At 61.5% G+C, this 26,101-nt stretch carries 26 protein-coding genes; 10 read left to right on the plus strand and 16 right to left on the minus strand.

The annotated features are described in order from the left end of the window. Window positions 1-16 precede the first annotated feature (16 nt). The 3 genes from ACVTFQ_RS24050 to ACVTFQ_RS24060 form a co-directional block, all read right to left on the minus strand. Complete coding sequence (locus tag ACVTFQ_RS24050) at window positions 17-1,003, minus strand: substrate-binding domain-containing protein (RefSeq protein ID WP_018897678.1); 987 nt, start codon at window positions 1,001-1,003, stop codon at window positions 17-19. An 84-nt stretch (window positions 1,004-1,087) separates the two neighbouring features. Continuing rightward, window positions 1,088-2,092: an ABC transporter permease gene (locus ACVTFQ_RS24055; protein WP_018897677.1), complete on the minus strand. Its 1,005-nt coding sequence runs from the start codon at window positions 2,090-2,092 to the stop codon at window positions 1,088-1,090. Window positions 2,093-2,146: 54 nt separating this feature from the next. Next, entirely contained in the window at window positions 2,147-3,625 is a 1,479-nt protein-coding gene (locus tag ACVTFQ_RS24060) for a sugar ABC transporter ATP-binding protein (protein ID WP_113177065.1), read from the minus strand. A gap of 359 nt (window positions 3,626-3,984) precedes the next feature. On the opposite strand from ACVTFQ_RS24060, the gene ACVTFQ_RS24065 reads away from it, so the two are divergent. After that, a complete protein-coding gene (locus ACVTFQ_RS24065) occupies window positions 3,985-4,197 on the plus strand; it encodes a hypothetical protein (protein WP_112950239.1) in 213 nt (70 codons plus the stop codon). Between the two features lie 140 nt (window positions 4,198-4,337). Here ACVTFQ_RS24065 and ACVTFQ_RS24070 read toward each other — a convergent pair whose 3' ends face one another. The 8 genes from ACVTFQ_RS24070 to ACVTFQ_RS24105 form a co-directional block, all read right to left on the minus strand. Next, a complete protein-coding gene (locus ACVTFQ_RS24070) occupies window positions 4,338-5,084 on the minus strand; it encodes an SDR family NAD(P)-dependent oxidoreductase (protein ID WP_470424034.1) in 747 nt (248 codons plus the stop codon). A gap of 17 nt (window positions 5,085-5,101) precedes the next feature. Next, window positions 5,102-6,187, minus strand: coding sequence for a glycerol dehydrogenase (locus tag ACVTFQ_RS24075; protein ID WP_113177039.1), 1,086 nt, complete (start codon window positions 6,185-6,187; stop codon window positions 5,102-5,104). Further along, window positions 6,178-6,951, minus strand: coding sequence for an SDR family NAD(P)-dependent oxidoreductase (locus ACVTFQ_RS24080; RefSeq protein WP_113177040.1), 774 nt, complete (start codon window positions 6,949-6,951; stop codon window positions 6,178-6,180). The genes ACVTFQ_RS24075 and ACVTFQ_RS24080 overlap by 10 nt, the downstream gene beginning before the upstream one ends. Then, a complete protein-coding gene (locus ACVTFQ_RS24085; RefSeq protein WP_113177041.1) occupies window positions 6,951-7,634 on the minus strand; it encodes an HAD family hydrolase in 684 nt (227 codons plus the stop codon). Before ACVTFQ_RS24085 ends, ACVTFQ_RS24080 begins: the two co-directional genes overlap by 1 nt. Then, complete coding sequence (locus ACVTFQ_RS24090) at window positions 7,631-9,133, minus strand: xylulokinase (RefSeq protein ID WP_113177042.1); 1,503 nt, start codon at window positions 9,131-9,133, stop codon at window positions 7,631-7,633. Before ACVTFQ_RS24090 ends, ACVTFQ_RS24085 begins: the two co-directional genes overlap by 4 nt. A gap of 27 nt (window positions 9,134-9,160) precedes the next feature. Then, entirely contained in the window at window positions 9,161-10,138 is a 978-nt protein-coding gene (locus ACVTFQ_RS24095; RefSeq protein ID WP_313760741.1) for an ABC transporter permease, read from the minus strand. A gap of 13 nt (window positions 10,139-10,151) precedes the next feature. Next, entirely contained in the window at window positions 10,152-11,666 is a 1,515-nt protein-coding gene (locus ACVTFQ_RS24100; RefSeq protein WP_113177043.1) for a sugar ABC transporter ATP-binding protein, read from the minus strand. Window positions 11,667-11,794: 128 nt separating this feature from the next. Next, window positions 11,795-12,766 (minus strand): sugar ABC transporter substrate-binding protein, encoded by a 972-nt coding sequence (locus tag ACVTFQ_RS24105; RefSeq protein ID WP_113177044.1) that lies wholly within the window; start codon window positions 12,764-12,766, stop codon window positions 11,795-11,797. Between the two features lie 197 nt (window positions 12,767-12,963). Between ACVTFQ_RS24105 and ACVTFQ_RS24110 the strand changes: the two genes are divergently transcribed. The 6 genes from ACVTFQ_RS24110 to ACVTFQ_RS24135 all read left to right on the plus strand — a co-directional run bounded on the left by ACVTFQ_RS24110 (window position 12,964) and on the right by ACVTFQ_RS24135 (window position 17,990). Beyond that, window positions 12,964-13,590 carry a glucose-6-phosphate isomerase gene (locus ACVTFQ_RS24110; RefSeq protein ID WP_313760744.1) on the plus strand — a complete coding sequence of 209 codons (627 nt, stop codon included), beginning with the start codon at window positions 12,964-12,966 and terminating at the stop codon, window positions 13,588-13,590. A gap of 25 nt (window positions 13,591-13,615) precedes the next feature. After that, window positions 13,616-14,269, plus strand: coding sequence for a bifunctional 4-hydroxy-2-oxoglutarate aldolase/2-dehydro-3-deoxy-phosphogluconate aldolase (gene eda, locus ACVTFQ_RS24115; protein WP_112989465.1), 654 nt, complete (start codon window positions 13,616-13,618; stop codon window positions 14,267-14,269). Further along, window positions 14,266-15,219, plus strand: a complete 954-nt coding sequence (locus ACVTFQ_RS24120) for a shikimate dehydrogenase family protein (protein WP_112950490.1) — start codon at window positions 14,266-14,268, stop codon at window positions 15,217-15,219. Before eda ends, ACVTFQ_RS24120 begins: the two co-directional genes overlap by 4 nt. Before the next feature lie 2 nt (window positions 15,220-15,221). Next, window positions 15,222-16,151: a phosphoglycerate dehydrogenase gene (locus ACVTFQ_RS24125; RefSeq protein ID WP_113177045.1), complete on the plus strand. Its 930-nt coding sequence runs from the start codon at window positions 15,222-15,224 to the stop codon at window positions 16,149-16,151. Window positions 16,152-16,235: 84 nt separating this feature from the next. Beyond that, entirely contained in the window at window positions 16,236-17,024 is a 789-nt protein-coding gene (locus tag ACVTFQ_RS24130; RefSeq protein WP_313760746.1) for an MBL fold metallo-hydrolase, read from the plus strand. An 87-nt stretch (window positions 17,025-17,111) separates the two neighbouring features. Further along, window positions 17,112-17,990: an SIS domain-containing protein gene (locus tag ACVTFQ_RS24135; RefSeq protein WP_111562348.1), complete on the plus strand. Its 879-nt coding sequence runs from the start codon at window positions 17,112-17,114 to the stop codon at window positions 17,988-17,990. Between the two features lie 5 nt (window positions 17,991-17,995). On the opposite strand, the gene ACVTFQ_RS24140 is transcribed toward ACVTFQ_RS24135, so the two are convergent. Next, window positions 17,996-19,393 carry an FAD-binding oxidoreductase gene (locus ACVTFQ_RS24140; RefSeq protein WP_112950493.1) on the minus strand — a complete coding sequence of 466 codons (1,398 nt, stop codon included), beginning with the start codon at window positions 19,391-19,393 and terminating at the stop codon, window positions 17,996-17,998. 307 nt (window positions 19,394-19,700) lie between these two features. Here ACVTFQ_RS24140 and ACVTFQ_RS24145 point away from each other — a divergent pair, with 307 nt between their 5' ends. From ACVTFQ_RS24145 to ACVTFQ_RS24155, 3 genes are all read left to right on the plus strand, one after another. Then, a complete protein-coding gene (locus tag ACVTFQ_RS24145; RefSeq protein WP_111562542.1) occupies window positions 19,701-20,714 on the plus strand; it encodes an ABC transporter substrate-binding protein in 1,014 nt (337 codons plus the stop codon). A 95-nt stretch (window positions 20,715-20,809) separates the two neighbouring features. Further along, on the plus strand, window positions 20,810-21,628 hold the full coding sequence (locus ACVTFQ_RS24150; RefSeq protein ID WP_111562346.1) for an ABC transporter ATP-binding protein: 819 nt from the start codon (window positions 20,810-20,812) through the stop codon (window positions 21,626-21,628). A gap of 10 nt (window positions 21,629-21,638) precedes the next feature. Next, window positions 21,639-22,517 (plus strand): ABC transporter permease, encoded by an 879-nt coding sequence (locus ACVTFQ_RS24155; RefSeq protein WP_313760747.1) that lies wholly within the window; start codon window positions 21,639-21,641, stop codon window positions 22,515-22,517. Between the two features lie 55 nt (window positions 22,518-22,572). On the opposite strand, the gene ACVTFQ_RS24160 is transcribed toward ACVTFQ_RS24155, so the two are convergent. The 4 genes from ACVTFQ_RS24160 to ACVTFQ_RS24175 all read right to left on the minus strand — a co-directional run bounded on the left by ACVTFQ_RS24160 (window position 22,573) and on the right by ACVTFQ_RS24175 (window position 25,863). Continuing rightward, complete coding sequence (locus tag ACVTFQ_RS24160; RefSeq protein ID WP_313760748.1) at window positions 22,573-23,997, minus strand: sensor histidine kinase; 1,425 nt, start codon at window positions 23,995-23,997, stop codon at window positions 22,573-22,575. A 1-nt stretch (window position 23,998) separates the two neighbouring features. Next, entirely contained in the window at window positions 23,999-24,667 is a 669-nt protein-coding gene (locus ACVTFQ_RS24165; protein ID WP_047511608.1) for a response regulator, read from the minus strand. Between the two features lie 270 nt (window positions 24,668-24,937). Continuing rightward, the gene (locus tag ACVTFQ_RS24170; protein ID WP_113177049.1) at window positions 24,938-25,309 is read right to left on the minus strand and encodes a DUF2147 domain-containing protein; all 372 of its coding nucleotides are present in this window, start codon (window positions 25,307-25,309) and stop codon (window positions 24,938-24,940) included. A 275-nt stretch (window positions 25,310-25,584) separates the two neighbouring features. Further along, window positions 25,585-25,863, minus strand: coding sequence for a hypothetical protein (locus tag ACVTFQ_RS24175; protein WP_113177050.1), 279 nt, complete (start codon window positions 25,861-25,863; stop codon window positions 25,585-25,587). Window positions 25,864-26,101 lie beyond the last annotated feature (238 nt).

Here is a 26,101-nt window from a genome sequence, read left to right on the forward strand (position 1 = left end):
CCTGGCTTTGCGTTCGTTACTTGCGGGATTCGAGCAGCTTGTCGGCGTTTTCCTTGGTGACCGGCGTCCAGGGGACGAGGTAGTCCTTGGAGGCGCCATCTTCCCACTTCATTTCAGGATACTGGGTCCAGATCGCCGATTCCGGCTTGGCGTCCTTGTTCGCGGCCTTGATGGCGACGTCGAGCGCGCCCTGCGCCTGTGCGTTGGCATCCTGCAGGATCGACGCCATTTCGCCGCGCTTGACGGCGTTGATGGCATCGGTGACGCCGTCGACGCCGGCGATTGCGAAGTCTTCAACCTTCAGGTTCGCAGCCTTGATTGCCTCGATGGCGCCGAGCGCCATTTCGTCGTTCTGGCCGATGACACCGTTGATCTGGCCCGGATGCGACGTCAGCCAGTTTTCCATCAACGTCTGGGCTTCGGCACGCGACCAGTTGGCGGTCTGCTTTTCGAGAACCTTGACGTCGGGGCACGCCTTGAGCGCCTTTTCGTTGCCTTCAAGGCGCTGGATCTGGCCGGACTGTCCGATCGGGCCTTCGAGGATGACCAAGTTGCCCTTGCAACCCATCTTGTCGAGAACAGCCTTGGCTTCGAGTTCGCCTGCTTCCACGTCGTTCGAGCCGACATAGGAGGTCAGCAGGTCGGAATTGACGCGGGCGTTGGATCCGACAACAGGGATACCGGCATCATGGGCGGCCTGAACGGCGGCAGCACCAGCTTCGATATCCATCGGCACGAAGATGATCGCGTCGAACTTCTGGGTGATCATGGTGTTGAACTGTTCCTGCTGGACCAGCGCGTCATAGCGGCCGTCGAATACCGTCAGCTCCACCTGACCGCTCTTCACTGCCGGATGCTGCTTCAGCGCGGCCGACCAGATCTGCATGAACTCGGCATTCAGGCCGTAGGTCGTGGCGCCGATCTTCAACTTCTTTTCCTGCGCCATGGCCGGCGCGGTCAGGATCGCCGCACTGGCGATAAGTGCGAGCATCAACTTCTTCATCTGTTTCTCCTCCATAGAGATGTCCGGTCGCCGGTATGACGCGCGGTTTGCCAACGGATCGCGGATACGATCCGAATTATCAGGTCAGAGACCTTGATTTCGCTTCTGGTCCAGCATGACGGCGCCGACGATGAGCGCGCCCTTGAGCACCTGCTGGTAGTAGGATTGGATACCCATCAGATCGAGGCCATTGTTCATGACGCCGATGATGAGGGCGCCGATCAGCGTTCCCGTCACCCGACCGACACCGCCCGAGAGGCTGGTGCCGCCAATGACGACGGCTGCAATGGCATCGAGTTCGTAGGCGATACCGGCCTGCGGCAGCGCCGATCCCGTGCGGGCGGACAGTATCATGCCGGCGAGACCCGCAAGCGAGCCCGAGATGCCGTAGACGGCGAAACGGATACGGGTAACGTTGATGCCCGAGGTGATCGCGGCATGCGGGTTGCCGCCAACGGCATAAATGTAGCGGCCAAAGCGCGTGCGCGTCAGGACCCACCAGGAGACGATAAAGACGACGGCAAGGATGACCACCGGCATGGGCACGCCGAGGATGTTTCCGGTGCCAATCCAGCGAAACTCCGGGATCAGCGCCGGCACAGGCTTTCCGCCACCATAGATCAGGGTCATGCCACGTGCCGCTGACAGCATGCCGAGCGTGGCGACGAAGGCTGGAACGGCGAAGCGGGAAACGATGAAGCCGACGATGGCACCACAGGCAAGGCCCACCGCGATACCGACCAGCAACGCAACAGCCGCCGGATAGGGCGCGCCCGCGATGCCAGCCGTCGCCGAAGTCGTGACGAAGCTGGCACTGACGATGCCCGCGAGCGCCACGACCGACCCGACAGACAGATCGATGCCGCGCGTCAGGATGACGAAGGTCATGCCGATCGCGAGAACACCGTTGATCGACGTCTGCAACAGCACGTTCGAGATATTGCCGGCCGTGAGGAAATACTCGTTGGAAAACGACAGGATCACGGACAGAAGCAGGAAGGCGAGAAAGATGCCGTATTCCTGAATGAGCAGCCTGCGGCGATCCGAGTTGAACCAGCCCGTCGTTGGTTTGTTATCTGTAAGGGACACTGTTTCTTACCTCTTCCCATGCCGATCCGTATTGAGAAATTCGCGGTGCGCCGATCACGTCGACAGATGCACCAGCGCCTGCGCGTCGGTCTCGGACCGCGGGTAGACGCCCGCCGAGCGACCGTTGCGCATGACGAGGATGCGGTCGGACATGCCGAGCACCTCGTCTATCTCCGATGAAATCATCACCACCGTGCCTCCCGCGGCCGCGAATTCGCAGATGATGCGATAAATCTCGCGCTTGGCGCCGACGTCGACGCCGCGCGTCGGCTCGTCCAAAAGCAACACCTTCGGATTGCGCAGGAACCACTTGCCGAGAACGACCTTCTGCTGATTGCCGCCAGACAGTCCCGACACTGCCATGGTGTCGCGCGCGGTCTTGATCCAGAAGCGTTCGATCATCTTTTGGCTAGCAGCCTGCTCCTGGCCGCGACGCATGACGAAGCCCGGGCTGAACTCCGGCAGGCTGGCGAGCGCGATGTTGCCCCTGACGCTGTCGACGAGATTGAGGCCCGTCAGCTTGCGATCCTCGGTGACAAACGCAAGCCCGTGCTCCATTGCGTCGACCGGCTTGCTGACGGTGATCGCCTTGCCATCAAGCTTGATCTCGCCCTTGTCCATCCGGTCAAGACCGAACAGGCAATTGAAGATCTCAGAACGGCCGGAGCCCATCAGCCCGTAGATACCGAAGATTTCGCCTTTCTTGACAGAGAAGGACACATCCTCGACCTTGCCTGTCGCGCTCAAACCCGTCACCTCTAGTCCGGTGACGTCAGTCGGCGTGTTGGTCTTTACATATTCCTCGCCGAGTTCACGTCCGACGATCATGCGGATCAATTCAGGACGATCGATATCCGCAAGGTCACCCGCACCGATATACAAGCCATCACGGAACACGGTGTAGGCGTCGGCGATCTGGAAAATCTCCGACAGGCGATGGGAGACGTAAACGACACCCTTGCCGGCGGCTTTCAATCGCTCGATGGTCTTGAAAAGCTGCTGCGCTTCCTTCTCGCCGATCGCCGAGGTCGGCTCGTCCATGAAGATCACTTCGGCATCATGGCTCAGCGCCTTGGCGATCTCGACCAGCTGGATCTGCGCGACCGACAGGTTCATCATGAATTGTGTCGGGCGGATGTTGAACTCGAGTTGCTCCAGCAGCCGCTGCGCATTCTGGTTCATCGTCTTGAAATCGATGCCGCCGAAACGGCCCGACGGCTCGCGGCCGAGATAGATGTTTTCCGCGACCGTCATGTGCGGCACGGGGCTGAGCTCCTGCTCGATAATGGCGATGCCCGATGCCAAGGCCGCCGCCGGACCGGAGAACTCCACATCCACGCCACGTCGGCGTATCGAGCCGGCGTCACGCTTGTGAATACCCATCAGGATCTTGAGAAAGGTGGATTTCCCCGCGCCATTGCCGCCGCAAAGCGCATGCACGGACCCAGCCTTGAGCTGAAACCGGCCATCGCGCAGTGCCGCAACACCGTTGAAGGACTTCCTCAGCCCTTCGACATCAAGAAGATATTCCAAGTCCATTCCTCCCAGCATCGTCCACCGGTCAGGTGGATCGATGGATCATCGCGCCCTCTCCATTGGAGCGATTTTTACAATTGTCAGCGACATTGTGACAATTGTCAATCCGATATCCGTCGTTTCTTGTGGGCGGAGCTTCGCATCGAATAATCCGGCTGCGAAGACGTCGAGAGCGACGTGTTCGACAGGGGGCGCACGCGAGGCCCGGAAAAGTGAGCTTGCTGGATAGCCAGCAAGCTTCGAAGCCAGAACGTTCATGAGGGTCGCTCGGAGCCGCGTTTAAGCGCAGAGCTGAGCATGCGCCGGTTGATGATGTGGGGCGCAAACGGAAGGGCGAAAATGCCAAACATGGCCTGATGGCGATCGCTGCGCGTCAGCCGGCAAGCCTCGATTACATGAGCAGCCGCTTCGTCTCGGAGACCCACGAGGATTTCGGGGAGAGGCTGGATGCCGGCGAATTGGACAGCGAGGTGAAGAAACAGATCCTGCTCGACATCTATCTTGAGCAACTCCTCGAGCAGTATCCGGAATGGGAGAATTTACAAGCGTGCTCGGTTGCGGGGTCCTGAACGTGCTGAGACTTGTAAATTGCGGAACCTCGAAGGGAGATGAACCGCCTACTTGGGTCGCCCCCCCTGAGACCCCGAAGATGTAGCAACGCTGGCTCCGCGGATTGACCCAGTCAGCCGTGATTTAGCAAACTATCTCTTCATCCGACGCTGTAGCCCCCGTCGACCGGCAGAGTGACACCAGTGACGAATGCGGCGGCTGGCGAGCACAGGAACAGTATGGGGCCGACGAGATCCTCGGCCGTTCCCCAGCGCTTCAGCGCCGATCGCTCGGCAATCTTCGCTTCGCTGTCCGGCTGCGACCACAACGGCTTCGTCATCTCCGTGCGGTGATAGCCCGGCGCTACCGCGTTCACGCGTACGCCGTCGCGGCCGTACTTGTGGGCCATGGCGCGCGTCAGCCCGACGATGCCCGTCTTGCTGGCGGTGTAGGCGGGAACGCTTTCGTCGGCCAGATAGCTCAGCATGGAGGCGAAATTGACAATGCTTCCGCCGCTCTTCTTGAGCAACGGAAAGGCAGCGCGGGAGAGACGCATGGCGCTGCTCAGATTGACGTCCATGACGTCGAGAAAGACATCCTCGTCCCACTCGCTGTCGGGGCGCGCGATGCCCTGGCAATTGACCAGCACATCGAGTGACGGCAGGTCGGCGAAAAATCGATCGACCGCGGCGCCGTCCCGTACATCCAGCCTTAAGAAGACGATCGAACCGGATGCGCTCGATCGGGCATCGTCGAGCCGGCGCTCCGAGCTGCCAGTGGCAAGCACATTGGCGCCCGCGTTGGCGAAGCCTCGCGCGACGGCTAGGCCGATGCCGCTTGTACCGCCCGAAACCGCCACCGTCTTGCCATCAAGGAAGTTCGGCGCGAACGCATCATTTACACCCATCATTTCTACTCCATTGATCAGATCAACGCCGCCAGCGCCTCGATCACCATTGCTTCGGTGACCGGCATCGGCTCGTTGTGGATGATTTCGCCGGCGCGGCAGGCGCGCCGCGCGACCATTTCCAGCTTCTCCTGGAAAGGCTCGGCAATCCCGATATCCGCCAGCCGCGTCGGCAGCCGGACCGATCGGCAGAAATCGCGCACCCGCGTGAATTCGTCATGCCGGCCCTGGATCTTCAATCCGGCCAGTACGCCGATGGCAACCTTCTCGCCGTGCAGGTGATGATGCACGTCCTCCAATTCGCAAAGGCCATGATGGATCGCGTGCGCGGCCGCCACGCCGCCAGATTCAAAGCCTATTCCCGACAGGAGGATGTTGGCTTCGACGACCCGCTCGATCGCAGGTCCCGCGGTCTTCGCATCGCATTCCGTGAGCGCCGCGGCGCCGAATTCCAGGATCGTTTCCCGACAGAATCGGGCCACCTCGAAGGCAAGCGGCAGCCCTGGCATCTTCATGCAGTTGAAGGCACCGCTTTGACGGCACGCGTCCGCCTCGTACCAGGTTGCCAGCGCGTCACCGATCCCGGCCGCGAGGAAGCGCGCGGGCGCGGCGGCGATCAAGGCCGTATCGACAAGAACCAGGTCGGGATTGGCAGGCAGGAAGCTGTCATAGGCGACGGTACCATCCTCGTTATAGACGACCGCGAGCGCGCTGCACGGCGCATCCGAGGCGGCAATCGTCGGCACCACGATCACTGGCAATCCGAGATCGCGGGCAGCCGCCTTTGCCGTATCAAGCGCCTTGCCGCCGCCGATGCCGATGACGACCTCGGCTCCCACAGTCCTGGCGCGGGCGACGAGGCTGGCGATTTCCCCTTCGGAGCACTCTCCACCGTGACGCACGATCTCGACATTGGCGTGACCATCGAAGGCATCCGTCACGGACTTCTCGAGCATGCCGAAAACGCCACGGTCGAGCAGCGCCACGGCACGCTTGCCATATGCTTGCGCCTTCCGTCCCAGCAGCCCAATCGCGCCCGCCGCCTGGATATAGCGGCCAGGGAAGCGTGCGCCGCGCGGCTTGATGCCGGCCGTCACCAGCATACGTAGCCTCCATCGGCGAGTACGATCGAGCCGGTCATCAGGCTGGATGCGTCGCTGGCGAGGAACAGGATGACGGAGGCAACCTCATCGGTGCGGCCAAGCCGGTTCATCGGCGTGCCGCCGACCCAGTGCCGGTACATCTCGGCGTCCTCGTAGACGTACTTGTTCATTTCCGTGTCGATATAGGTGGGCGCCACCGAATTAACGCGGACGCCGCGCGCGCCCCACTCGGCGGCGAGCGATTTTGTCAGGTGATGGACGGCCGCTTTGGAGGCATTGTAGTTCGCCTGCTCCTGCGGGCGATTGACGACGAAGCCGGACATCGAACCGACATTGACGATGGTGCCGGAGCCGCGTTCAAGCATCGACTTGCCGAACGCCCTGCAGCACCAGAAAACGCCATTCAAGTTGACGTCGATCACCTTGTTCCAGACGTCGTCGGCCATGGTCTCGGCCGGATGATTGCTGATGGCAATGCCGGCATTGTTAACGAGGATGTCGACGCGGCCATGGCGGGCGACGATCTCGTCATGGGCCGCCTGCACGGCCTTGACATCGGTAACGTCGAGCACGACGCTGTCGACGGAGTATCCCTTGGCGGCAAGCGTCGCCGTCGCGTCCTTGAGAAGCGCATCGTTCATGTCCGTCAGCACGACTTTCGCTCCGGCTTCCGCCAGTGCCTCGACGGCGGCATAGCCGATCCCGCGCGCGGCGCCGGTGGCGACGGCAATCTTGCCGGTAAGCTTGAACTTATCGAGATACATCAGTCGCATCCTTGAAGGGTCGTTTGTAGAGGAAAGGAAGAAAGTAGGCCGGCGAGCGTCGAAGCCAGATCGTTGGGATCGGCAAGGGTCGTCGACGGCGGAAAGACGAGATCGGTCCTATGCGGCTCCGGCCAGCCGATGACCGTCATTGCCGCGGCAAGACCAGCGACGGCGCCGGGGATGCTGTCCTCGACCACGATGCAGTTTTCGGGGCTGACCCCAAGCAGATGCGCTGCCCTGAGATAGGGCTCGGGATCGGGCTTTCCGCGCACCACGTCGTTGCGGCTGACGGTCACCAGGCCGGGCTGCTGCAGGCCAACGGCTCGCAGGTTGGCATCGACCAGCATGCGGTCGGAATTCGAAACGACCGCAAAAGGGGTCCGTGTTTCCACAAGCAGCCTCAGAACGGCATCGACGCCATGGCGGCGCTCCAGTCTGGCGGCATCGGCCAGATAGCAGCGATACTTGCCTTTGACATATTCGTCGAAGGATGGCTCAAAGCCGATCGTCTCCCGCAACAGTGCATGGCAATCGGCGCCGCTCATGCCGGTCATGCGATCGGCGAGCGCATCAGGCACGCGATATCCCATCTGCAGCAGAGCTTGTTTCATGGCATCGAAATGCAGCCCCTCGCTATCGACGAGGGTGCCGTCCATGTCGAAAAGTACGGCTCTTTCTGTCATTGCGGCAGCCCGTCGAGATCGTCGTACAGGGCCTGGCTGTGCGCGTAGAGTTTTTCGAAGAAGGACTGCATCGGCCGATATGTTTCAGCCCAGCGCGGATCGGGTGTGATCTCCTGCGCGTAGGAGACAAACGCTCCGGCTGCATCTTCCACGCTTGAAAACTGCCCTGTCGCCGCCGCCGCCATGATCGCGCAGCCGACGAGGCCGCATTCCGGCTCCGATGGAACGAGGATCGGAATGCCGTAGACGCTGGCCTTGATCTTCATCCAGAGTTCGGTTTTCGCCCCGCCACCCGACGCGATGACCCGCTCAAGCGGCGCACCCGAGATGCGGTCGAGAATATTGATGTGGCGCTTGGTGGCGAAGGCGACACCTTCGAGAACGGCGCGGTGCATATGCGCCAGACCATGCGCGGCACCGATCCCGAAGAATTGCGCGCGCGCATTGCGATGCTCGCCAAGCCGCTCGCCGGTGAGGTAGGGCATGAAGAACAGGCGGTCGGAGCCGGCAGGCGCCTCGGCTGCCTTTGCGACGATATCCTCATAGGAGGATTTCTTCCCGTCGAACGCCCGTCTTGCCCAGCGCATGGCGTCGCCCCCGGATTCCAGAAGCATGAAGGCGCCCCAGTTGCCTTCGACGGTCCCCACATTGCAGATCGAGGAATCCAGGAGCGGCTTCGCGGCGATCGCTGTGATGATTGCCGACGTTCCCATGACCTCGGAACCTACCCCCGGCCGGCAGACGCCAGACCCGAGCAAGGCCACCGGATAATCGGCCCCGCCGACCAGCACCGGCGTGCCCTGGCGCAACCCCGTCTCGATCGCGGCGCTTTCGCTGACGGCACCGAGTATCTCCGTCGGATTGCGAAGCGGCGCCAGCTTATCCGCATCGAGCCCGAGCAGCGCGATCATCTTGCGCGACCAGGCCCCGCTGCGGGGATCCATGAGAAAGCTTGCACCGCCATCGTTGCGATCCATGGCAATCTCGCCGGTCAGGCGCAGATTGACATAGTCCTTCGGCATCAAAACGGCGGACGCCTTGCTATAGGCCGACGCGTCGTTGTCGCGCAGCCATTGCAGCTTGAAACCCGGCCAGGCGGGCGTGGGCGGGTTGGCGCAATCGGCAAGATAATCGCTCGGCGCATGCGCGGCCTCGAAGGCAGTCACATAATCGACGGTGCGCTTGTCGTTCCAGAGCGGCGCGGTCTCGCGCACCAATTCGCCATCGCCCCCGACGAGCACCGTGCCGTGCATCTGGCCGCAGGCCACGATGGCGACCACGCGAGAGCGCGCATCGGCAACCTCGCCCAGAACCTCGCGGACCGTGACGACGACGCCCGCCCACCAATCCGCGGGGCGCTGCTCCGCCCAGCCGAACTGCGGAACGATCTGCTCGTGCTCGCGGCTGCGGACCGCAAGAATTTTGCCCCTGGTGTCGACGAGGGCGGCGCGAACGCTGCCGGTCCCGACGTCGATGGCAAGGAAGAGATCATTTGGCATGGCATTAACCCCTGCAGCAGGCGGACACTACTTGCGAAACCAGTTGGAGGCATATTGCAGGAGCATCGCACCGATGATGATACAGCCCATGAAGACCTGCTGGTGGTAACCAGGCACGCGGGCAAGGTTCATCATATTGGCGATAATGCCAAGGACAAGCACACCAATGAAGGTGTTCATGACCCCGCCGCGGCCGCCCATCAGGCTGGCGCCGCCGATGACGACGGCAGCGATCGCATCGAGCTCCGAACCGACACCGATATTGGCCGAACCGATACCCGTGCGGCTCGTCGAAACGATACCGGCCGCGGCCGCCAGAACGCCGGAGATCACATAGACAGCGGTGGTGTAATAGGCGACGGGAATGCCGGACAGCCTGACGGCCTCGACATTCGAGCCGATCGCCTTCACCAGGCGCCCGAAGCGCGTGAAGGTCAGGACGATACCGGCGATGACGAAGACAACCGCCATCAACACGACGGGGTAGGGAATGGTTGCGATCGAACCCGATCCGAAGGTGGTAATCCAGACCCCGGCGTCGCCCATCTGAATGGGTTGTCCGGCGGAAACGATCAGGGAGAGACCACGCGCGACCGTCATCATCGCAAGCGTCGTGACGAAGGGCGGCAGTTTGAGGAAGGCGACGAGGACGCCGGAGGCAAGGCCGCAGGCTGCGCCGGCGATCAGGGCGGTCGCGACCGCTCCGCCGGTGCCGTGGTCCTGAATAACGATCGCCGACAGCACACTGCCCAGCGCCGCCACCGAACCGACCGAGAGATCGATGCCCCGGGTCAGGATGACGAAGAGCATGCCGATCGCCATGAGACTGGTGCCTGCGCTTTGTCGGAGAACGTTGATGATGTTGCGCTGGGTCAGGAAGACATCCGACATCGAGGTCGCAACGATCAGCAGCGCGATCAGGATTGCCAGCGTGCCGTATCGATGCAGGATGTTGGAAATGTTCAGCGAAGGCGAACGGTGAGCGGTTTCGGTGAGTTCGGTCACGGCTTTAACCCAATCAGTTGCTGGTCGCGATGGCTTCGGCCTGTGAGACGGTATTGACCATCGCCAGCTTCAGCAGTTTCTCTTCGGTGTAGTCTTGCGGGTCGAGCGACCCCGTCAGTTCTCCCTCACGCATCACGAGAATGCGGTCGCACAGCCCGAAGAGCTCGATGTGTTCGGACGAGATGACGAGCACCGCCCTGCCCTCGGCCGCAAGCGACTTGATGAGCGAGTAAATCTCGGTCTTTGCGCCGACATCGACGCCGCGGGTCGGCTCGTCGAAGATCAGAAGGTCGCCATCGGCGTGAAACCACTTGGCGAGTACAACCTTCTGCTGATTGCCGCCGGAAAGGCTCGACGCAGGATCGTTGAGACTGCCGGCCTTGATGCGCAGGCGCGCCGCCAGCTTCTCGACAGTCGCGCCTTCGGCCGCCCGCCGTACGAAACCAAACGCATTGACCAGCGGCCCGAGCTTCGACATCGTCGCGTTGACGCGGATCGGAAAATCGAGGACGAGCCCCTGCTCCTTACGGCTTTCCGGAACAAGCCCGATCCCTGCCTTAACGGCGACGCGCGGGTTGTTCACGCGCACTTCCTGGCCATGCAGAAAGATCTTGCCCGAACGGGCCTTCTCAGCGCCGAAGATCAGGCGCACCAACTCGGTGCGGCCAGCGCCGACCAGTCCTCCAAGTCCGACGATCTCGCCCGCCTTTACAGAGAGCGACGCGCCACGGATGCGCGCGCCATCCGAGAGCTCCTCGATCCGCAACACTTCTGCGCCGATCGGCCGCTCAAGATCGTCTCCGAAAAGAGCCTTCAGCGATCGGCCGACCATCATGCGGATGACGTCATCGATCGCGACGTCCTTTCGCTCGACCGTCTGGACCGACGTACCGTCCTTCATGACCGTGATGCGGTCGGCGATGCGGAACACCTCATCGAGACGGTGAGAGATATAGATGATGCCGACGCCGCGCTCCCGCAACGTCCGGATGATACCGAGCAGGCGTTCGGCGTCCTGCACGGATAAAACCGCCGTCGGCTCGTCGAACACCATCACGCTGGCATTCTTGGAGAGCGCCTTGGCGATTTCGACGACCTGCTGATGAGCAACCGACAGATCGGACACGGTCGCGGATGGCGAGATCGAAAAGCCGAGGCTCGAGATAAGCTCCGCCGCGCGCCGGTTAAGGTCTCGCCAGGAGATAACCGAGGGTATCTCGGCCAGAAAGATGTTCTCCGCCACGGTGAGGTCCGTCGCCAGCGCCATTTCCTGGTGAATGATGGCAATGCCCTTGTCGAGCGCGTCCATCGGCCCCTTGAACCGTTGCTCGGCGCCGCGAACCTTCACGCTTCCCGATTCCGGGACATATTCGCCACCCAGAACGCGCATCAGCGTCGATTTGCCGGCGCCGTTCTCGCCGAGCAGGGCGTGAACCTCACCGCCGCGCAACGCGAAATCCACGCCTTGAAGGGCGCGTACGCCGCCGAAGGATTTCCGGATGCCGGTGAGCTCAACAACAGTTTCCATAGCGTCACATTCTGCCTGTCACGACCAAGCCGCGCTCCGCGGCGGCACCGGCGCGAGCTGGCTTCGGAGGTCATTGAATGGATGGCCGGCGGGGACGAAGCCGCGCCGGCCACAGGGAGGATCGGGTCTTAGAATACCGCGTCCTTCTTCAGGTACTTGTCGACGTTGTCCTTGGTGATCGCGGTCGGCGTCGTGTAGGTCACCTTGGAGATATCGCCGGGCAGCTTGCCATCGAGCGCCTTCTTGGCGAGATCGACGGCCGTGGCGGCGACGAGCGCCGGATCGTTGAGCCCGGTCGCGCCGTACTTGCCGTCCTTGATCGCCTGCAACGCTTCCTTCTGACCATCAGCGGCCGCCAGGAACAGGACGTCGCCCGACTTGTTTGCCTGCTCAAGCGCCTTTTGCGCGCCGAGCACCATGGAGTCGTTTTCGCCGAGCACGACGTTGACGTCAGGGTTCGCGGTCAGAAGGTCTTCCATGGCTTTCAGGCCGCCTTCGTTGGTCCACGCGCCCCAACCCTGTCCGACCACCGTGAAGTTGGCGCGACCTTCGTTGCGCAGCTGGCCTTCGGTCAGACCTGCCAGCACGCCCAGACGACGCTCCTGGCCGACTTCATTGCCCTTGTCACCGGAGATCAGCGCGATCTTGAGCTCCTTGCCCTTGGTCGCATCGGCGAGCCACTGGCCGACCAAAAGGCCGTTTTGCGAATTCGAGGACTGGACCAGGGTTACGAAATTGGCCTGCGCGTCGATCGTCGAGTCGATGACGAAGACCTTGACGCCCGCCGCGGTGGCCGCGTTGACGGCCGGAACAAGGCCCTTGCTGTCACGCGGATTGATGATCAGCGCGCCGATGCCCTGCGCGACCATGTCTTCGACGTCGGCGACCTGCTTGTTGAGATCGTTCTGACCATCGACGGAGATGACTTCGCAGCCGAGCTCTTCGGCATGCTTCTTCGCCGAGACTTCCTGCGCGGCGAAATACGGCGCGTCCAGCGTCTTCATCGAGATGCCGATCTTGCAATCGGCGGCCTGCGCGGTCGCCATGGCCAGTACCGATGCGGCTGCGCAGAGCGCAAGCGTCATTACAGTCTTTTTCATTTTCGTTTCTCCTCCGGGTGAGCGCCTTCAAGCGCAAGCCATCTCCTGGCTGAAATGTAGCGTAGTTACATGAATTTTTTTCGTCAACATATTTTTTGTTCAATTTCTATGTTTTTGCGGCGCAATATAGCCTAAAAATTTCGCTTGCACGTGTTTTCATATCTATTTATGTAATTCTACTACCAAAAGGAGGATGCATGATGATGCGGGAACCAGTCTCAAGCGTTGTCGACACGATCGGCGGCGGAATGAGCGGAAACACTGGGCGCTATGAGAAGCGTCTGAGCGACCTCAATGGGCTTTACGCCGACGAAGCCGCGTTCGAGGCAGCGCTCGAAAAGCTCGGCGATGTCGTCGCCTATGACGTGGAGGACTTTCGCCCGGGAACGCACAGCGGCGACCTGATCTACGGCGTCACGCGCATGAGCCCCGGCAAGATCGCGGACGAATTCTTTCTGACGCGCGGACATATCCACGCCAAGGCGGACCGGCCCGAAATCTATTACGGCCAGAAGGGTCTAGGACTGATGCAGCTCGAATCGCCTGCCGGCGAGACGCGCATCGTCGAGATCGGGCCGCAGACGATCTGCTACGTGCCGCCCTTCTGGATCCACCGTTCCGTCAATATCGGCAACGAGGATCTGGTCATGGTCTTCGCCTACCCCTCGGATAGCGGCCAGGATTACGGGATCATCGAATCCTCCCACGGCATGCGCCATCGCGTCGTGAGCGACGGAGCCGGCGGCTGGAAGCTCATCGAGAACCCCGCCTATCAGCCGCGCGGCAAGGAAACGGTTCGCGCGCTGATGAAGTCCTACACCTGATCGACAAGAGCTTGCGGAGAATGTCATGACACATCCTATCGACCTCATCGCCGGTCTCGGCGTCGTTCCCGTTATCGCCATCGAGCGCGCCTCGGATGCGGTGGCGCTAGCCGACGCGCTGCTTGAAGGCGGATTGCCGGTGGCCGAGATCACCTTCCGAACCGAAGCCGCAGCCGACGTTCTGGCCGCCATGCGCGACGCCCGCCCCGAATTGTGCATCGGCGCAGGCACCATCCTCAACCGGGCCAATCTGAAGAAGGCAATCGCATCCGGTGCCCGTTTCGCCCTGGCGCCGGGCTTCGATCCCGACATCGTCGATGCCGCGAAAGACGAGAACCTGCCCTTCTGCCCGGGGATCATGACGCCATCGGATCTGACGCTCGCGGCCGCGCGTGGCGTGCGCTTGGCGAAGTTCTTCCCTGCCGGCGTGGCGGGCGGCCCGAAGGCGCTCGCGGGCATTTCCGCCCCCTTCGCCCATCTCGGCATCCGCTTCATCCCGACGGGTGGCGTCACCGAGGCAACGATCGGCGAGTGGCTGGCGCTTCGCCCGGTGATCGCGGTGGGCGGCACCTGGATCGCAAAGACCGAAGACATTCGTGAAGGCCGTTTCAAGGATATCGCGAAAAACGCCGCGGCCGCCGTCAAGGTTGCCAAGGAAGCTCTGGAGAAGCGCGCGTGAGCACTTACGAACCCGCAACCAGCCCGACGCTCTACTTCATCGGCGTGACAACAGGCAAAAGCTCGATCATGAAGGTCTTTCCCGCCTGGGCGGAGTACCTCGGACTGAAGGGCGCCGCGATCAAGGGCATCGATTTCAAGCTGCACGACGATCCCGCAGCCTATCGCAAGGCAGTCGAGTTCATCCGGGATGACCCGCTGTCCATGGGCGCGCTCGTCACCACCCACAAGATCGACCTCTTTCATGCCTGCAGGGGCATGTTCGACGTGATCGACCCCCATGCGCTGCTGATGGACGAAACCAGTTGCATCTCGAAGCGGGACGGAAAGCTGATCTGCCACGCCAAGGATCCGATCTCTTCCGGCCTGTCGATCGACGGCTTTCTCGGCGAAACCTACTTCGCGGACAACGACGCCGACCTGTTCTCGATGGGTGCCGGCGGATCGACGATCGCGCTGACCTGGCACCTGATGCGAAAGAGCCGCGGCAGAAACGTGCCGTCGCGTATCATCGTGACCAATCGCAGCCAGCATCGCCTGGATGAGATCAAGCGCATTCATGAGCAGGTCGAGTTCGACGTGCCGGTCGAGTACCTGCTGGCCGAACGCCCTGAAGACAACGACAAGGTTCTCGCCACCTTGAAGCCCGGCTCGCTTGTCATCAATGCCACCGGCCTCGGCAAGGACGCGCCCGGCTCGCCCCTGATGGATGCCGGCGTCTTCCCCGAACGCGCCGTTGTCTGGGATCTCAACTATCGTGGCGACCTCGTCTTTCTCGACCAGGCCCGTCGTCAGCAGAGAGAGCGATCGCTGCGCATCGAGGACGGCTGGACCTATTTCATCCACGGCTGGACGCAGGTCATCGCCGAGGTCTTCGACGTCGCGATCCCGACATCGGGCCCTTCCTTCGATCGCATATCCGAGATCGCCATTCAGGCCGCGGGGAGATGAGCATGAACCAGCGTATTCTCGTCACACCGCGTTCATTGACGCAGGAACCGCATCCCGACGTCGAGCGGATGCGCGAGCAAGGCTTCGACATCGTCTATTCCACCGCAGGCGCAATGCCGAACGAGCAGGAATTGATCGATCTGGTGCCCGGCTGCGTCGGCTGGCTCGCCGGCGTCGAGCCGGTTACTCCTAGGATCATCGAAGCGGCCGCGTCCTTGAAGGTCATCAGCCGCAACGGCGTGGGCGTCGACAACCTTCCGATCGACATGCTCAGGGAGCGTGGCGTGAAGGTCATGATCGCCGAGGGCGCCAATTCCATGGGCGTCGCGGAGCTCACGATCGGTTTGATCTTCAGCGCCCTGCGCTCCATTCCGCATTCGGATGCTGGCATCAAGGCCGGTGGCTGGCCACGGTTGCGCGGTGCTGAAATCCATGGCCGCGCCGTCGGCATCATCGGCTGCGGCGCGATCGGGCGGGAGGTCGCCCGCATGGTGATTGCGCTCGGCGCGCGCGTCGTCGCTTTCGATCCGGCGAGACCGAATCTCGATCTTCCGTCGAGCGCATTCTCCTATGCCGAGGTCGACGACATCGTTGCCGAGGCCGATATCCTCAGCCTGCATTGCCCCCTGCCCCGTGACGGCTCCACCTTCCTCGATCGAGGCCGTATCTTCTCGGCGAAAAAAGGACAGGTCATCGTCAATACGGCGCGCGCGCGGCTGGTGGACGAGGACGCCTTGATCGAAGCGCTTGATCTCGGGCAGATCGGCTCCTATGCCACCGACGTCTTCGAGCAGGAGCCGCCTGTTTCGCTCGAATTGGCCGCGCATGGACGCGTGATTGCAACGAGCCACATCGGCGGTTTTACCGCGGAAAGCGTCGACCGCGCCACACGAATAGCGGCTGACAACCTGCTCTCCGTATTGTCAGCCTGAGGTCTCACCATGCGCGCCAGGCTGAAAGAGACACCGATACGAGAATCGCTGGCCGAGCAATTGAAACGGCCACCGACCAGGCAAGTGAAAATATACTGGCTCGGTCAGGCCGGCTTCGTCATCGACATTGCCGGCATGCGGCTTGTCATCGATCCCTATCTTTCCGACAGCCTGGCCGCAAAATACCGAAACACGGCGCGACCGCATCTGCGCATGATGCCGCCGCCCGTGCCCCCGGACGAGATCTTCCACGTCGATCTCGTGCTTTGCACGCATGCCCACACCGACCACATGGATCCCGGCACCTTGCCATTGCTGCTGGCGACCAATCCTCGCGCCAGATTGATCGCGCCCCGTGCGGTTTCGGCCCAGGCCACGGAGCGCTCGGGCGCACAAGGGGATCGGCTCATTCTCGCCCGTGCCGGCGAACCCGTCTCGCCGGCTACGCGTATCGAGATCATGCCGACGCGCGCCGCGCATGAGACGCTGGAAACCGACACCGACGGAAACCACCGATTTCTCGGATATGCCATCCGGGGCGAAGGGACATGCATCTGGCACTCCGGCGACTGCATTCCCTTCGACGGGCTAGAGGACGAAGTGAGGCAGTTGCGGCCGGATGTCGCTCTCCTGCCGGTCAATGGCAGACGCGCCGAGCTTTCACAAAACGGCGTGCCCGGAAACTTCTCGCTTCACGAAGCGATCGCGGTTGCCCGGCATGTGGGCGCGACCGACCTGATCGCACATCATTACGGGCTCTTCGATTTCAATACCGAGCAGCCGGAGATAATCGACGCCGAGATCGCTGCGACTACCGGTCTCGGCCTGCACCGCGCCAGGACGAACATCTTATACACCTTGCAGAAGCCGTAACCGGCCTTTCGCTGCACGACGCGACCTTGCTCTTAAACCTCTAAGCTTCTAGCCTTCACAGCTAAGAGTGCAGGAAAGGCGATCCGGATGGATAGCGACATCAGAAGTAGCAACGGCCGCAACATCATCGAAGTCATAAGGACGATGCGGCCCGAATTGCGCAAATCCGATCGCAAGGTTGCCGACGTCGTGCTCGACGATCCGCGCCGGATCATGAATGCGACCGTCGGCGAAACGGCGACGCTGGCCGAGGTTAGCCAGCCGACCGTCCTTCGCTTTGCCACCGCAGTCGGCTGCAATGGGTTTCAGGATCTCAAGCTCCGTCTCGCCCAAAGTCTCGCCTTTGGCACTCCGGCAACGCACTCGGTGCTTCTGGACACCGACGAGCCCGAGGTTATCGCCGAGAAAATTTTCGACTACACCATGACCAGTCTCGACTGGGCCCGCTCGAAGCTCGACAAGACCGCCCTTCACAAGGCCATCGACATTCTGGCCGCGGCCCGATCGATCGTATTCTTCGGCTTCGGAGCTTCCGGCATCGTTGCGCGCGACGCGCAGCAGAAGTTCCCGCTTTTCGGCGTACCGTGTGGCGCCGAACTCGATTCCCACCAGCAACTGATGGTCGCCTCGATGATGAAGGAGGGCGATGTCGCTTTCGTCATCTCCAATACCGGGACCACCCGATCGATCATCGAGATCGCCCGCATCGCGCGCGACAATGGCGCGGTCGTCATCTGTCTGACCGGTTCGGAATCACCGCTGACGCATTATTCAGACGTCGCGCTGATCGTGGAGACGCTCGAAAACACGAATATGTATACGCCGACCATATCGCGCATCGCGGCACTCGTTGTCATAGACATCCTCTCGACCAGCGTCGCCATGCGCCGGCCCGAAGGCGAGCGGACGCGCATCAACCAGATGAAGCGCCAGCTGAGCGACATGCGCAAGATGCAGCCGATCTGATCCAATCAGAACAAAACGCCGGGGTTCATTCGCCAATCCGGATCGATCGCCGTCTTGAGAGCGGCAAGCAGCTGCACCTGCGTCGGCTGCAATCCGGCGCGGAAGTCATCCATTTTCTCGCGCCCGATGCCATGCTCGGCGCTGATACTTCCCTGGTAACGGAAAAGAACGTCGTTGATGATGGTCTTGGCGCGCTTGATGATCGTGTCGCGTTCGCCATCGGGCGTTCCCATCGGCGGCAGCACATTCAGGTGCACATTGCCGTCCCCGACATGCCCGTAGGATATTGCCAGACAGGCCGGCAGAGCGTTCGCAAGCTCGGCCTCCGCCTCGGCCACGAAGGCTGCGAGGTTGGAGAGCGAGACCGACACGTCGGTGCGCAGGTGCCGGCCACGCTTGACCTGTCCCTCGACCATGCCTTCGCGAAAGCTCCACAGGGTCTTTGCCTGGTTCTCCGAGGCGGCGATGACACCATCGAGAATGAGACCCTTTTCCATCCCGAGCTCGAGAAACCGCTGCATGAGATCCGCCATATCGACCAGCCCGGAACCTCCTAGCTCCATCAGGACATAGGCCTGGTATTGCCCGGAAAGCGGCATGACGAGATCAGGCATAGCGGCCTGCGCCAAGGGGAACGCCTCGGGCGGCATGAACTCGAACGCCGACATCAGGTCACAGCATTCCCGCCGTGCCAGGCGATAAAGCGCAACGGCGTGATCGAGAGAGGTTACTGCGAGCAACGCGGTCTCACGCTGCGTCGGTAGGGGGGCGAGCTTCAGCGAGGCGGCCGTGATGATGCCGAGCGTGCCTTCCGAACCGATGAACAACTGCTTGAGATCGATCCCGCGATTGTCCTTACGCAGCGTCGAAAGACCGTTCCAGATCTCGCCATTTGGCAGCACGACCTCGAGGCCCAGTACAAGATCGCGCGTCATGCCATACCGCAGGACATTGATCCCGCCGGCATTGGTGCTGACATTGCCACCGATCTGGCAGCTGCCCTGCGCACCCAGTGCCAGCGGAAAGAACATGCCTTGTTCCGCGGCACACTCCTTCGCCGCGGACAGGATGCAGCCAGCCTCCACCGTCATCGAGAAATCGTCGGGAACAATGACGCGAATCTTGTTCAGCCGCTCCAGGCTTAAAACGACATGGTCAGATGGCGATTGCGGTAGCGCTCCGTGCACGAGACCGGTGTTGCCACCCTGTGGCACGATGGCAAGGCCAAGATCGCGGCATGCTAAAACCGCGTTGGCCACGTCGGTTACCGATCGAGGCCGGATCACGGCAACGGCCGCACCGACGGTGTCGCGATGCCAGTCTCGCAGGTAACGATCCATGCTTTCACCATCGGCAAGAACGAGATCGTCGCCAAGCTTTGCGGCTAAGCGTTTGGATAACATGGACACTTGCAGCCCTCCTGTCTTTAGAAGGCCTGTTTACCAATCTTCCGTTGAGCGACCAATAGTATAGGTGATGCTCAACGCTGCTCTTCCCAACGGCTGGCGCTCCAGCTAGTGCGGCGGCAGGAACGCCAGTGCATTACTTCAGTGCATATCAGTGCTTTGGCTCTCTTTTCTTGAACCTGGGGCGCGGCGCTGAAAGCTGGTTGAAAGCTTGGACCGGATAGCTACAAGGCTGCATCGTGGAGGAGGCACAATGTTCGTGACGAAGTGCGATGCGCCAAAATTCTATTCGGAGGAGACTTTCATGCGTTTGACACGCAACCTTTTTAACGGAATCGCACTTTCTGCAATCGTTGCCGCGGCAGCCTTCGGCGCACCCGCCGCGCACGCGGCCGACAAGATCACCATCATGGTCGGCGGTTATGAAAAGCAGATCTACCTGCCCGCCAAACTCGCCGAAAGCCTCGGCTACTTCAAGGATGAAGGCCTTGATGTCGAGCTTTTGAACGAAGCCGCCGGCGTCGATGCCGAGAACCAGCTGCTCGCGGGCGCCGTTCAGGGTGTCGTCGGCTTCTACGACCACTGTGTCGACCTGCAGGCCAAGGGCAAGTTCGTCGAATCCATCGTCCAGTTCAGCCAGGCGCCGGGTGAAGTGGAACTCGTTTCCACCAAGCATCCCGAAATCAAGTCGCCGGCCGATTTCAAGGGCAAGACGCTGGGCGTCACCGGCCTCGGCTCCTCGACCAATTTCCTCACTCTCTACATGGCATCCAAGGCCGGCCTGCAGCCGGGTGATGTCGTGACCGTTCCCGTCGGCGCCGGCGGCACCTTCATCGCCGCCATGCAGCAGGACCAGATCCAGGCCGGCATGACGACCGAGCCGACGATCTCGCGCATGCTGAAGACCGGCGAAGCCAAGGTTCTGGTCGATATGCGTACGCCCGAAGCAACGCGCCAGGCACTCGGTGGCACCTACCCCGCGGCCTCGCTCTATCTCGAGACCTCGTGGGTCGACGAGCACAAGGAAGAAACCCAGAAACTCGCCAACGCCTTCGTGAAGACGCTGAAGTTCATCAACACGCATTCGGCGGCCGAAATCGCCGACAAGATGCCGAAGGACTTCTACGTCGGCGACAAGGACGGATACATCAAGGCACTCGACGAAGGTAAGGGCATGTTCACGCCCGATGGCGTCATGCCCGAGGATGGTCCGAAGACGGTCCTGGCCGTGCTCTCCGAGTTCTCGAAGAACGTCAAGGGCAAGCAGATCGACCTTTCCAAGACCTACACGACCGAGTTCGTCAAGAACGCGAAGTAACTTCCGTCGCGACGGGTGGCCCGCCAATCGGCGGGATCACCAGCGCGCTATGGGCACTGCGTGCACGCCCGCAGAGGCACGCATAGGTATTCGCCATGCAACAGGAAAACACCAAGACGCCCGCCGTCGAGCTGATCAATGTCAGCCGCCGCTTTGTGTCGCCGACCGGAAAATCGCTGACCGCGCTTCGCGACTTCAACATGACCGTTGAGCGCGGGGAGTTCGTCGCCGTCGTCGGCCCGACCGGATGCGGCAAATCGACGACGCTCAACCTCGTGACCGGCCTTGCCCGCCCGAGCGCCGGCGAGGTTCGCCTGATGGGTGGTCCGATCACCGGCATCGACCGCCGGGTCGGGTTCGCCTTCCAGACCGATGCGCTCTTCCCCTGGAAGAACGTGATCGACAACGTCATGGCCGGACCGCTGTTTCGCGGAAAGTCGAAGGCGGAAGCCGAAAGGAGCGCCAAGGATTGGCTCGCTCGCGTCGGCCTCTCGAAGTTCCTGCATCACTATCCGCACCAGCTTTCGGGCGGCATGCGCAAGCGCGTCTCGCTGGCACAGACCTTCATCAACGAGCCGGAAATCTTGCTGATGGACGAGCCCTTCTCGGCGCTCGACGTCCAGACGCGCACCGTCATGCACGAAGAACTCCTGAAGCTTTGGGCCGAGCGCAAGGCCTCGGTGATCTTCGTGACCCACGACCTCGAGGAGGCCGTGGCACTGGCCGACAAGGTTTACGTGTTGACGGCAGGCCCCGCGACCGTGAAATCCGTCTACACGATCGATCTTCCGCGCCCGCGCGTCGTATCGGAAATCCGCTACGAGCAGAGCTTCATCAACTATTGCAAGACGATCTGGGACGACCTGCGCGAAGAGGTGGAAACCAGCTACCGCCGCGCAAGCGAAGCCGCCTGAGGAGGAAACAATGGCTGCAACTCTTAGCGTCGGCTCCGCCGCGCTCTTCCGCCCGGGAACATCGGATGCGGAAATCGAAGCATCCGCAATGGAGGCGATGAAGCGTCGCAACGCGCTCGTTCGCTTCTGGCAGATCGCCATCCTCGTTTTCGTGATCGGCATGTGGGAGCTTTCCTCCAACATGCAGTGGATCGACCCCTTCTTCTACTCGAGCCCGAGCGGCGTCGTTCAGCGCCTCTATGAGTGGGCGACGGAAGGCACGACCGAGGGCTCGCTCTGGTACAATCTCTGGGTCACGATGGAAGAGGCGCTGATCGGCTTCTTCGCGGGCTCGATCACAGGCGTGTTCGTGGGTATCGGCCTTGGCCGCAACCGCTTCCTGTCGGATATCTTTTCGGTCTACATCAAAGCGATCAACTCGATCCCGCGTGTCGTCCTTGCCCCGATCTTCATCATGATCATGGGTCTCGGCCTTCCCTCCAAGGTGGCGCTCGCCTTCATCATGGTGTTCTTCGTGGTTTTCGCAAACGCCTTCCAGGGCGTGCGTGAAGCAGACCGCAACATGATCGCCAATGCCCGCATCCTCGGCGCTTCCGACTGGCAGGTCACGCGCACGGTGGTGATCCCTTCGGCCATGAGCTGGATCTTCGCCAGCCTGCACGTGTCGTTCGGCTTCGCCATCATCGGCGCGATCGTCGGCGAGTTCGTCGGCGCCCGCTTCGGCATCGGTCAGCTGATCTCGATCGCCAAGGGCACTTTCGACGCGGCCGGCATGTTCGCCGCGATCCTGCTGGTCATGGTCGTGACGCTTGTCGCCGAATACATCATGACGATCATAGAAAACCGCCTCGCCAAATGGCGTCCGCAGCAGCACATGGACTCTCAGTAAGAGCGCCCATCCTCCCAGGCTCTCTAAAGGTCGGATCGAAAGGTCCGGCCTTTTTTCATGCCTGCCTATCCCTGCCCTGCTTCGCAACCGCGATCGGAAGCCGCACGCTCACCACGAGGCCGCCGCCATCCGCCTCGGCGAGAACGACCTCGCCGCCGGCGCCATCGACAACTTCGCGGACAATCGCCAGTCCCAAGCCGCTGCCCTCGCCCTCGGTGCCGAGCACCCGATAGAACCGCTCGAAGACCTGTTCGCGCTCGGCCACTGGAATACCCGGCCCATTGTCCTCGACATCAAGCACGGCGACATCATCCGTCCGGGCAACGGAGACCGTCACGGTGCCGCCAGGGCGGGTATAGCGAATGGCATTGTCGACGAGATTGACGAGCATTTCACGCAGCATCGTTCCATCGCCCTCGACCGGAACGGGGCCTGAAACCTCAAGGCCGAGATCGATATCGCGCTGCAGCGCCTGCTCGGCATGAGCTGCGACGATATCGCGGGCGGTAGCGGCAAGATCGATGGTCTCGCTTCGCGGCCGCCGGCTGCCCGGCTCGGCGCGCGACAGGGTAAGCAACTGACTGGCAAGACGGGAGACATGGCGAATGCTGCCGCGCAAGGCTTGCAATGCCTCCTCGCGGCTGGCGTCGTCCGTCTCGCGTGCCGCGACGCCTGCCTGCGTCGACATCAGCGCCAGCGGCGTTCGCAGTTGATGAGCGGCATTCGAAACAAATCGCCGCTGCGCCGCCATCTGGTTTTGAACGCGCTCCATATGGTCGTTCAAGGCATGAACCAGCGGCTGAAATTCGGTCTGGACCATCTTGGGCGAGAGGGGATCCAATCGTTCACGTCCGCGGGCGCGCACTGCATCGCGCAGCCGCAACGCGGGCGCCAACCCCCGCTGCAGCCCGACAATCGTAACCGCTCCCGCTAGCAGCACGAGCACGAACTGCTTGGAAAAATCATCGAGCCATAAGCGCCTGCGCAAGGCATACTGGCTGTTATGGGTGCTCGCCACGGTGACGGAGATGGCGCCGTTATCGGGAAGCCCGACGACAGGATGATTGAGCGTCAGCGCACGAACGGTCGAATTGCGGAACGCCAGATCCTGCCCGGTGCGTTCCACCGTCGGCAACGGCAGATCGGGAAAGCCGCCGACCAGGTTTCCCCAGGCGGTGATGATCTGGTAGAAAACCTGATCCCCGTAGCCGGTATCGAACATCTCAAGTGCGGCCGGCGGAATGTCCGCCTCAACATTGCCGCCCTCATCCACCCGCACCGCTTCCGCGATCACCCGGGCGGAGCTCAGCAGGGTGCGGTCGGTGACGAGCTTCGCCGTCTGGTCGGCCGTCTGGTAGCTTTCGTAGAGATTGAAGCAGATGGCGCCGATGAGGGTCAGGACAACCCAGGCCAAAAGTTGGGCTCGCAGGCTCTGCCGCAAGGCCCAGACAGCGATCAGCATGCCACGCAGGCGACGCATGTTAGGACGCGTCCCGCAACAGATATCCGAGCCCGCGCAACGTCGCGATCTGAGCCGAGCTCGCCTCAAGCTTCTTGCGCAATCGGTGGACATAGATTTCGATGGCGCTCGGGTCGGCCTCATCGTCAAAACCGAAGACGCTTTCCGACAGAGCGGCCTTGGAGACCGTCGTTCCGACGCGGGTGATGAGGTGCTCGAGAACCGCATGTTCCCTGGGTGTCAGCGCCAGCGGCTCGCCCTTGATCGAGAACTGGCGCGTGGCGCCGGCAAAGACCAGATCACCAACTACAACCTCAGGCGCGGCGCGATCCTGCCCGCGCCGGACAATGGCTCTTATGCGCGCCTCAAGCTCTGCAATTTCGAAGGGTTTTGCAAGATAATCGTCGGCGCCGCTATCCAGACCCGCGACACGACCGTCGAGGCTGGCATTTGCCGTGAGGATGATGACGGGAACCCTCTCGCCGCTTTGCCGGAGCCGCTTCAGAAGCGTCATGCCGTCGATCTTCGGGATGGATAGGTCGAGGATGACAGCCGAGTAGCGCGCCACCTTCAGCATCAATTCGGCATCCTCGCCATCGAAGGCTATGTCGACTGCATATTGCGCCTGGCGCAGAGCCTTCGCGAGCCAATCGGCGAGCTCTTTATTGTCTTCGACGATGAGGATTTTCATTTGCGAGCTATAGCATTTCGCTCGACGGCAATGGAAGATGGTTGGTGCCCGAGGCCTCTTGCCCTGCCTGGAGAGATAAAGACGGTCCAGTTGAAATTGAGTCGCTAGTCGAGCGGACTTGGCGCGAACGCGAACGCTACTCAGGCCAAGCGCGGCCTTCTTCGGACTGCGGTTTGCGGGTATTGGCATTCGAGGACCCGGATGGCAATTCACTTCAAATCACCGGGATCGAATTTTCCATCATCACTTTCATCGCGCGCGCCTCCGCATTCAATTGATCCGAGTCCACTCAACGCCCTTGCATAGCAGCCCGGCTACGACGCACCCTTTCGTGGTCATCTTGTCTCCATTGATCGTCACGGTCAGCTTGTAGGTTAGATCGCGTTGCGGATCGAAGGCTGTTCCGGCGTACACTCCATCGGCGTCCGGATTGATAGTCATTACCAGCCTGTCGCCCGCCTTTTCCTTGGGCGTCCCCGGTCTGATCCAGGTGTTCGTGGCGCAAATGTCCGATCCGCAGGGAGCAATCCGCACCTTGGCATTGCCATCACCGCGCGCCCATTGGCCGTCGATATCGGCAGCATTGACCGTGGTGAAGGCGCAGAGGCCGGACACGATTGTGGCTAGTGTCATCTTCATCATGCTCGTTTCTCACCTCGGCGGCTCGATTACTCACGCTCAACATTTGTACGAGGGGAGAAGGCCAAGAGTTTCATGGCGGGTCTATTAATTTCGAGAGGTTCCGCCGGACCGAGACGAAGGTCTCGCGCTCGTGTTGCGTGATAGACGGGATCAGATCAGGAGAGATGAGAGTGAGAGTGAGAGTGAGAGTGAGAGTGAGAGTGAGAGTGAGAGTGAGAGTGAGAGAGCATTTGGGTGGCGCTCCCGCGAGGGCAACAGCAGGAGCGCCATCGCGGTCACTTCATGGCGTCGCAGTGTTTCATCATGTCCGCCTTTTTCATGCTGTCGTTTTCCATGCCGGCCTGGTGCATGCAGTCGGCCTTCGTGCCGCCCATCTTCATGCTGTTGGCCTTCATGGAACCGGACATCATGTTATCGGTCTTCGTCATGTTCGATTTCATGCTGTCCGGCTTCTTCATCGAATCCATGCTCGACTGCGCACTGGCGCCGCCAGCGACCAGCGAAATGCCGATAAGCGTGACACTGGCGAAGGTGGTGAAAAGACGCGTATTCATGGTGGGCCTCCCAAATGCTGCCCGCCGCACCATGCGACGGGGTCACATGTCTTTGTTCGCGCTCTCTTGGTGAATTGTTACAGCCATCACGCGCCTGTGATTATGAAATACCGAAACAGCGCGACTTCCTGACGCCCCGGATGCATAGGTAGCGAGTTTCATAGAGGACTTTGATTTTCGGAGATTTTTCCCTCCGGAATGAAACAAAGAGGCTCTACCTCCCGTAGAGACCACTCCC

It is taken from the genome of Rhizobium sp. O111, assembly GCF_055616315.1.

Bases quoted from the DNA above. Each gene is read 5' to 3' on its own strand.
- ACVTFQ_RS24050 (WP_018897678.1), bottom strand. From the start codon at position 1,003: ATGAAGAAGTTGATGCTCGCACTTATCGCCAGTGCGGCGATCCTGACC.
- ACVTFQ_RS24065 (WP_112950239.1), top strand. From the start codon at position 3,985: ATGGCGATCGCTGCGCGTCAGCCGGCAAGCCTCGATTACATGAGCAGC.
- ACVTFQ_RS24070 (WP_470424034.1), bottom strand. From the start codon at position 5,084: ATGGGTGTAAATGATGCGTTCGCGCCGAACTTCCTTGATGGCAAGACG.
- ACVTFQ_RS24075 (WP_113177039.1), bottom strand. From the start codon at position 6,187: ATGCTGGTGACGGCCGGCATCAAGCCGCGCGGCGCACGCTTCCCTGGC.
- ACVTFQ_RS24080 (WP_113177040.1), bottom strand. From the start codon at position 6,951: ATGTATCTCGATAAGTTCAAGCTTACCGGCAAGATTGCCGTCGCCACC.
- ACVTFQ_RS24085 (WP_113177041.1), bottom strand. From the start codon at position 7,634: ATGACAGAAAGAGCCGTACTTTTCGACATGGACGGCACCCTCGTCGAT.
- ACVTFQ_RS24090 (WP_113177042.1), bottom strand. From the start codon at position 9,133: ATGCCAAATGATCTCTTCCTTGCCATCGACGTCGGGACCGGCAGCGTT.
- ACVTFQ_RS24100 (WP_113177043.1), bottom strand. From the start codon at position 11,666: ATGGAAACTGTTGTTGAGCTCACCGGCATCCGGAAATCCTTCGGCGGC.
- ACVTFQ_RS24105 (WP_113177044.1), bottom strand. From the start codon at position 12,766: ATGAAAAAGACTGTAATGACGCTTGCGCTCTGCGCAGCCGCATCGGTA.
- ACVTFQ_RS24110 (WP_313760744.1), top strand. From the start codon at position 12,964: ATGATGATGCGGGAACCAGTCTCAAGCGTTGTCGACACGATCGGCGGC.
- eda (WP_112989465.1), top strand. From the start codon at position 13,616: ATGACACATCCTATCGACCTCATCGCCGGTCTCGGCGTCGTTCCCGTT.
- ACVTFQ_RS24125 (WP_113177045.1), top strand. From the start codon at position 15,222: ATGAACCAGCGTATTCTCGTCACACCGCGTTCATTGACGCAGGAACCG.
- ACVTFQ_RS24135 (WP_111562348.1), top strand. From the start codon at position 17,112: ATGGATAGCGACATCAGAAGTAGCAACGGCCGCAACATCATCGAAGTC.
- ACVTFQ_RS24140 (WP_112950493.1), bottom strand. From the start codon at position 19,393: ATGTTATCCAAACGCTTAGCCGCAAAGCTTGGCGACGATCTCGTTCTT.
- ACVTFQ_RS24145 (WP_111562542.1), top strand. From the start codon at position 19,701: ATGCGTTTGACACGCAACCTTTTTAACGGAATCGCACTTTCTGCAATC.
- ACVTFQ_RS24150 (WP_111562346.1), top strand. From the start codon at position 20,810: ATGCAACAGGAAAACACCAAGACGCCCGCCGTCGAGCTGATCAATGTC.
- ACVTFQ_RS24155 (WP_313760747.1), top strand. From the start codon at position 21,639: ATGGCTGCAACTCTTAGCGTCGGCTCCGCCGCGCTCTTCCGCCCGGGA.
- ACVTFQ_RS24160 (WP_313760748.1), bottom strand. From the start codon at position 23,997: ATGCGTCGCCTGCGTGGCATGCTGATCGCTGTCTGGGCCTTGCGGCAG.
- ACVTFQ_RS24165 (WP_047511608.1), bottom strand. From the start codon at position 24,667: ATGAAAATCCTCATCGTCGAAGACAATAAAGAGCTCGCCGATTGGCTC.
- ACVTFQ_RS24170 (WP_113177049.1), bottom strand. From the start codon at position 25,309: ATGATGAAGATGACACTAGCCACAATCGTGTCCGGCCTCTGCGCCTTC.
- ACVTFQ_RS24175 (WP_113177050.1), bottom strand. From the start codon at position 25,863: ATGAATACGCGTCTTTTCACCACCTTCGCCAGTGTCACGCTTATCGGC.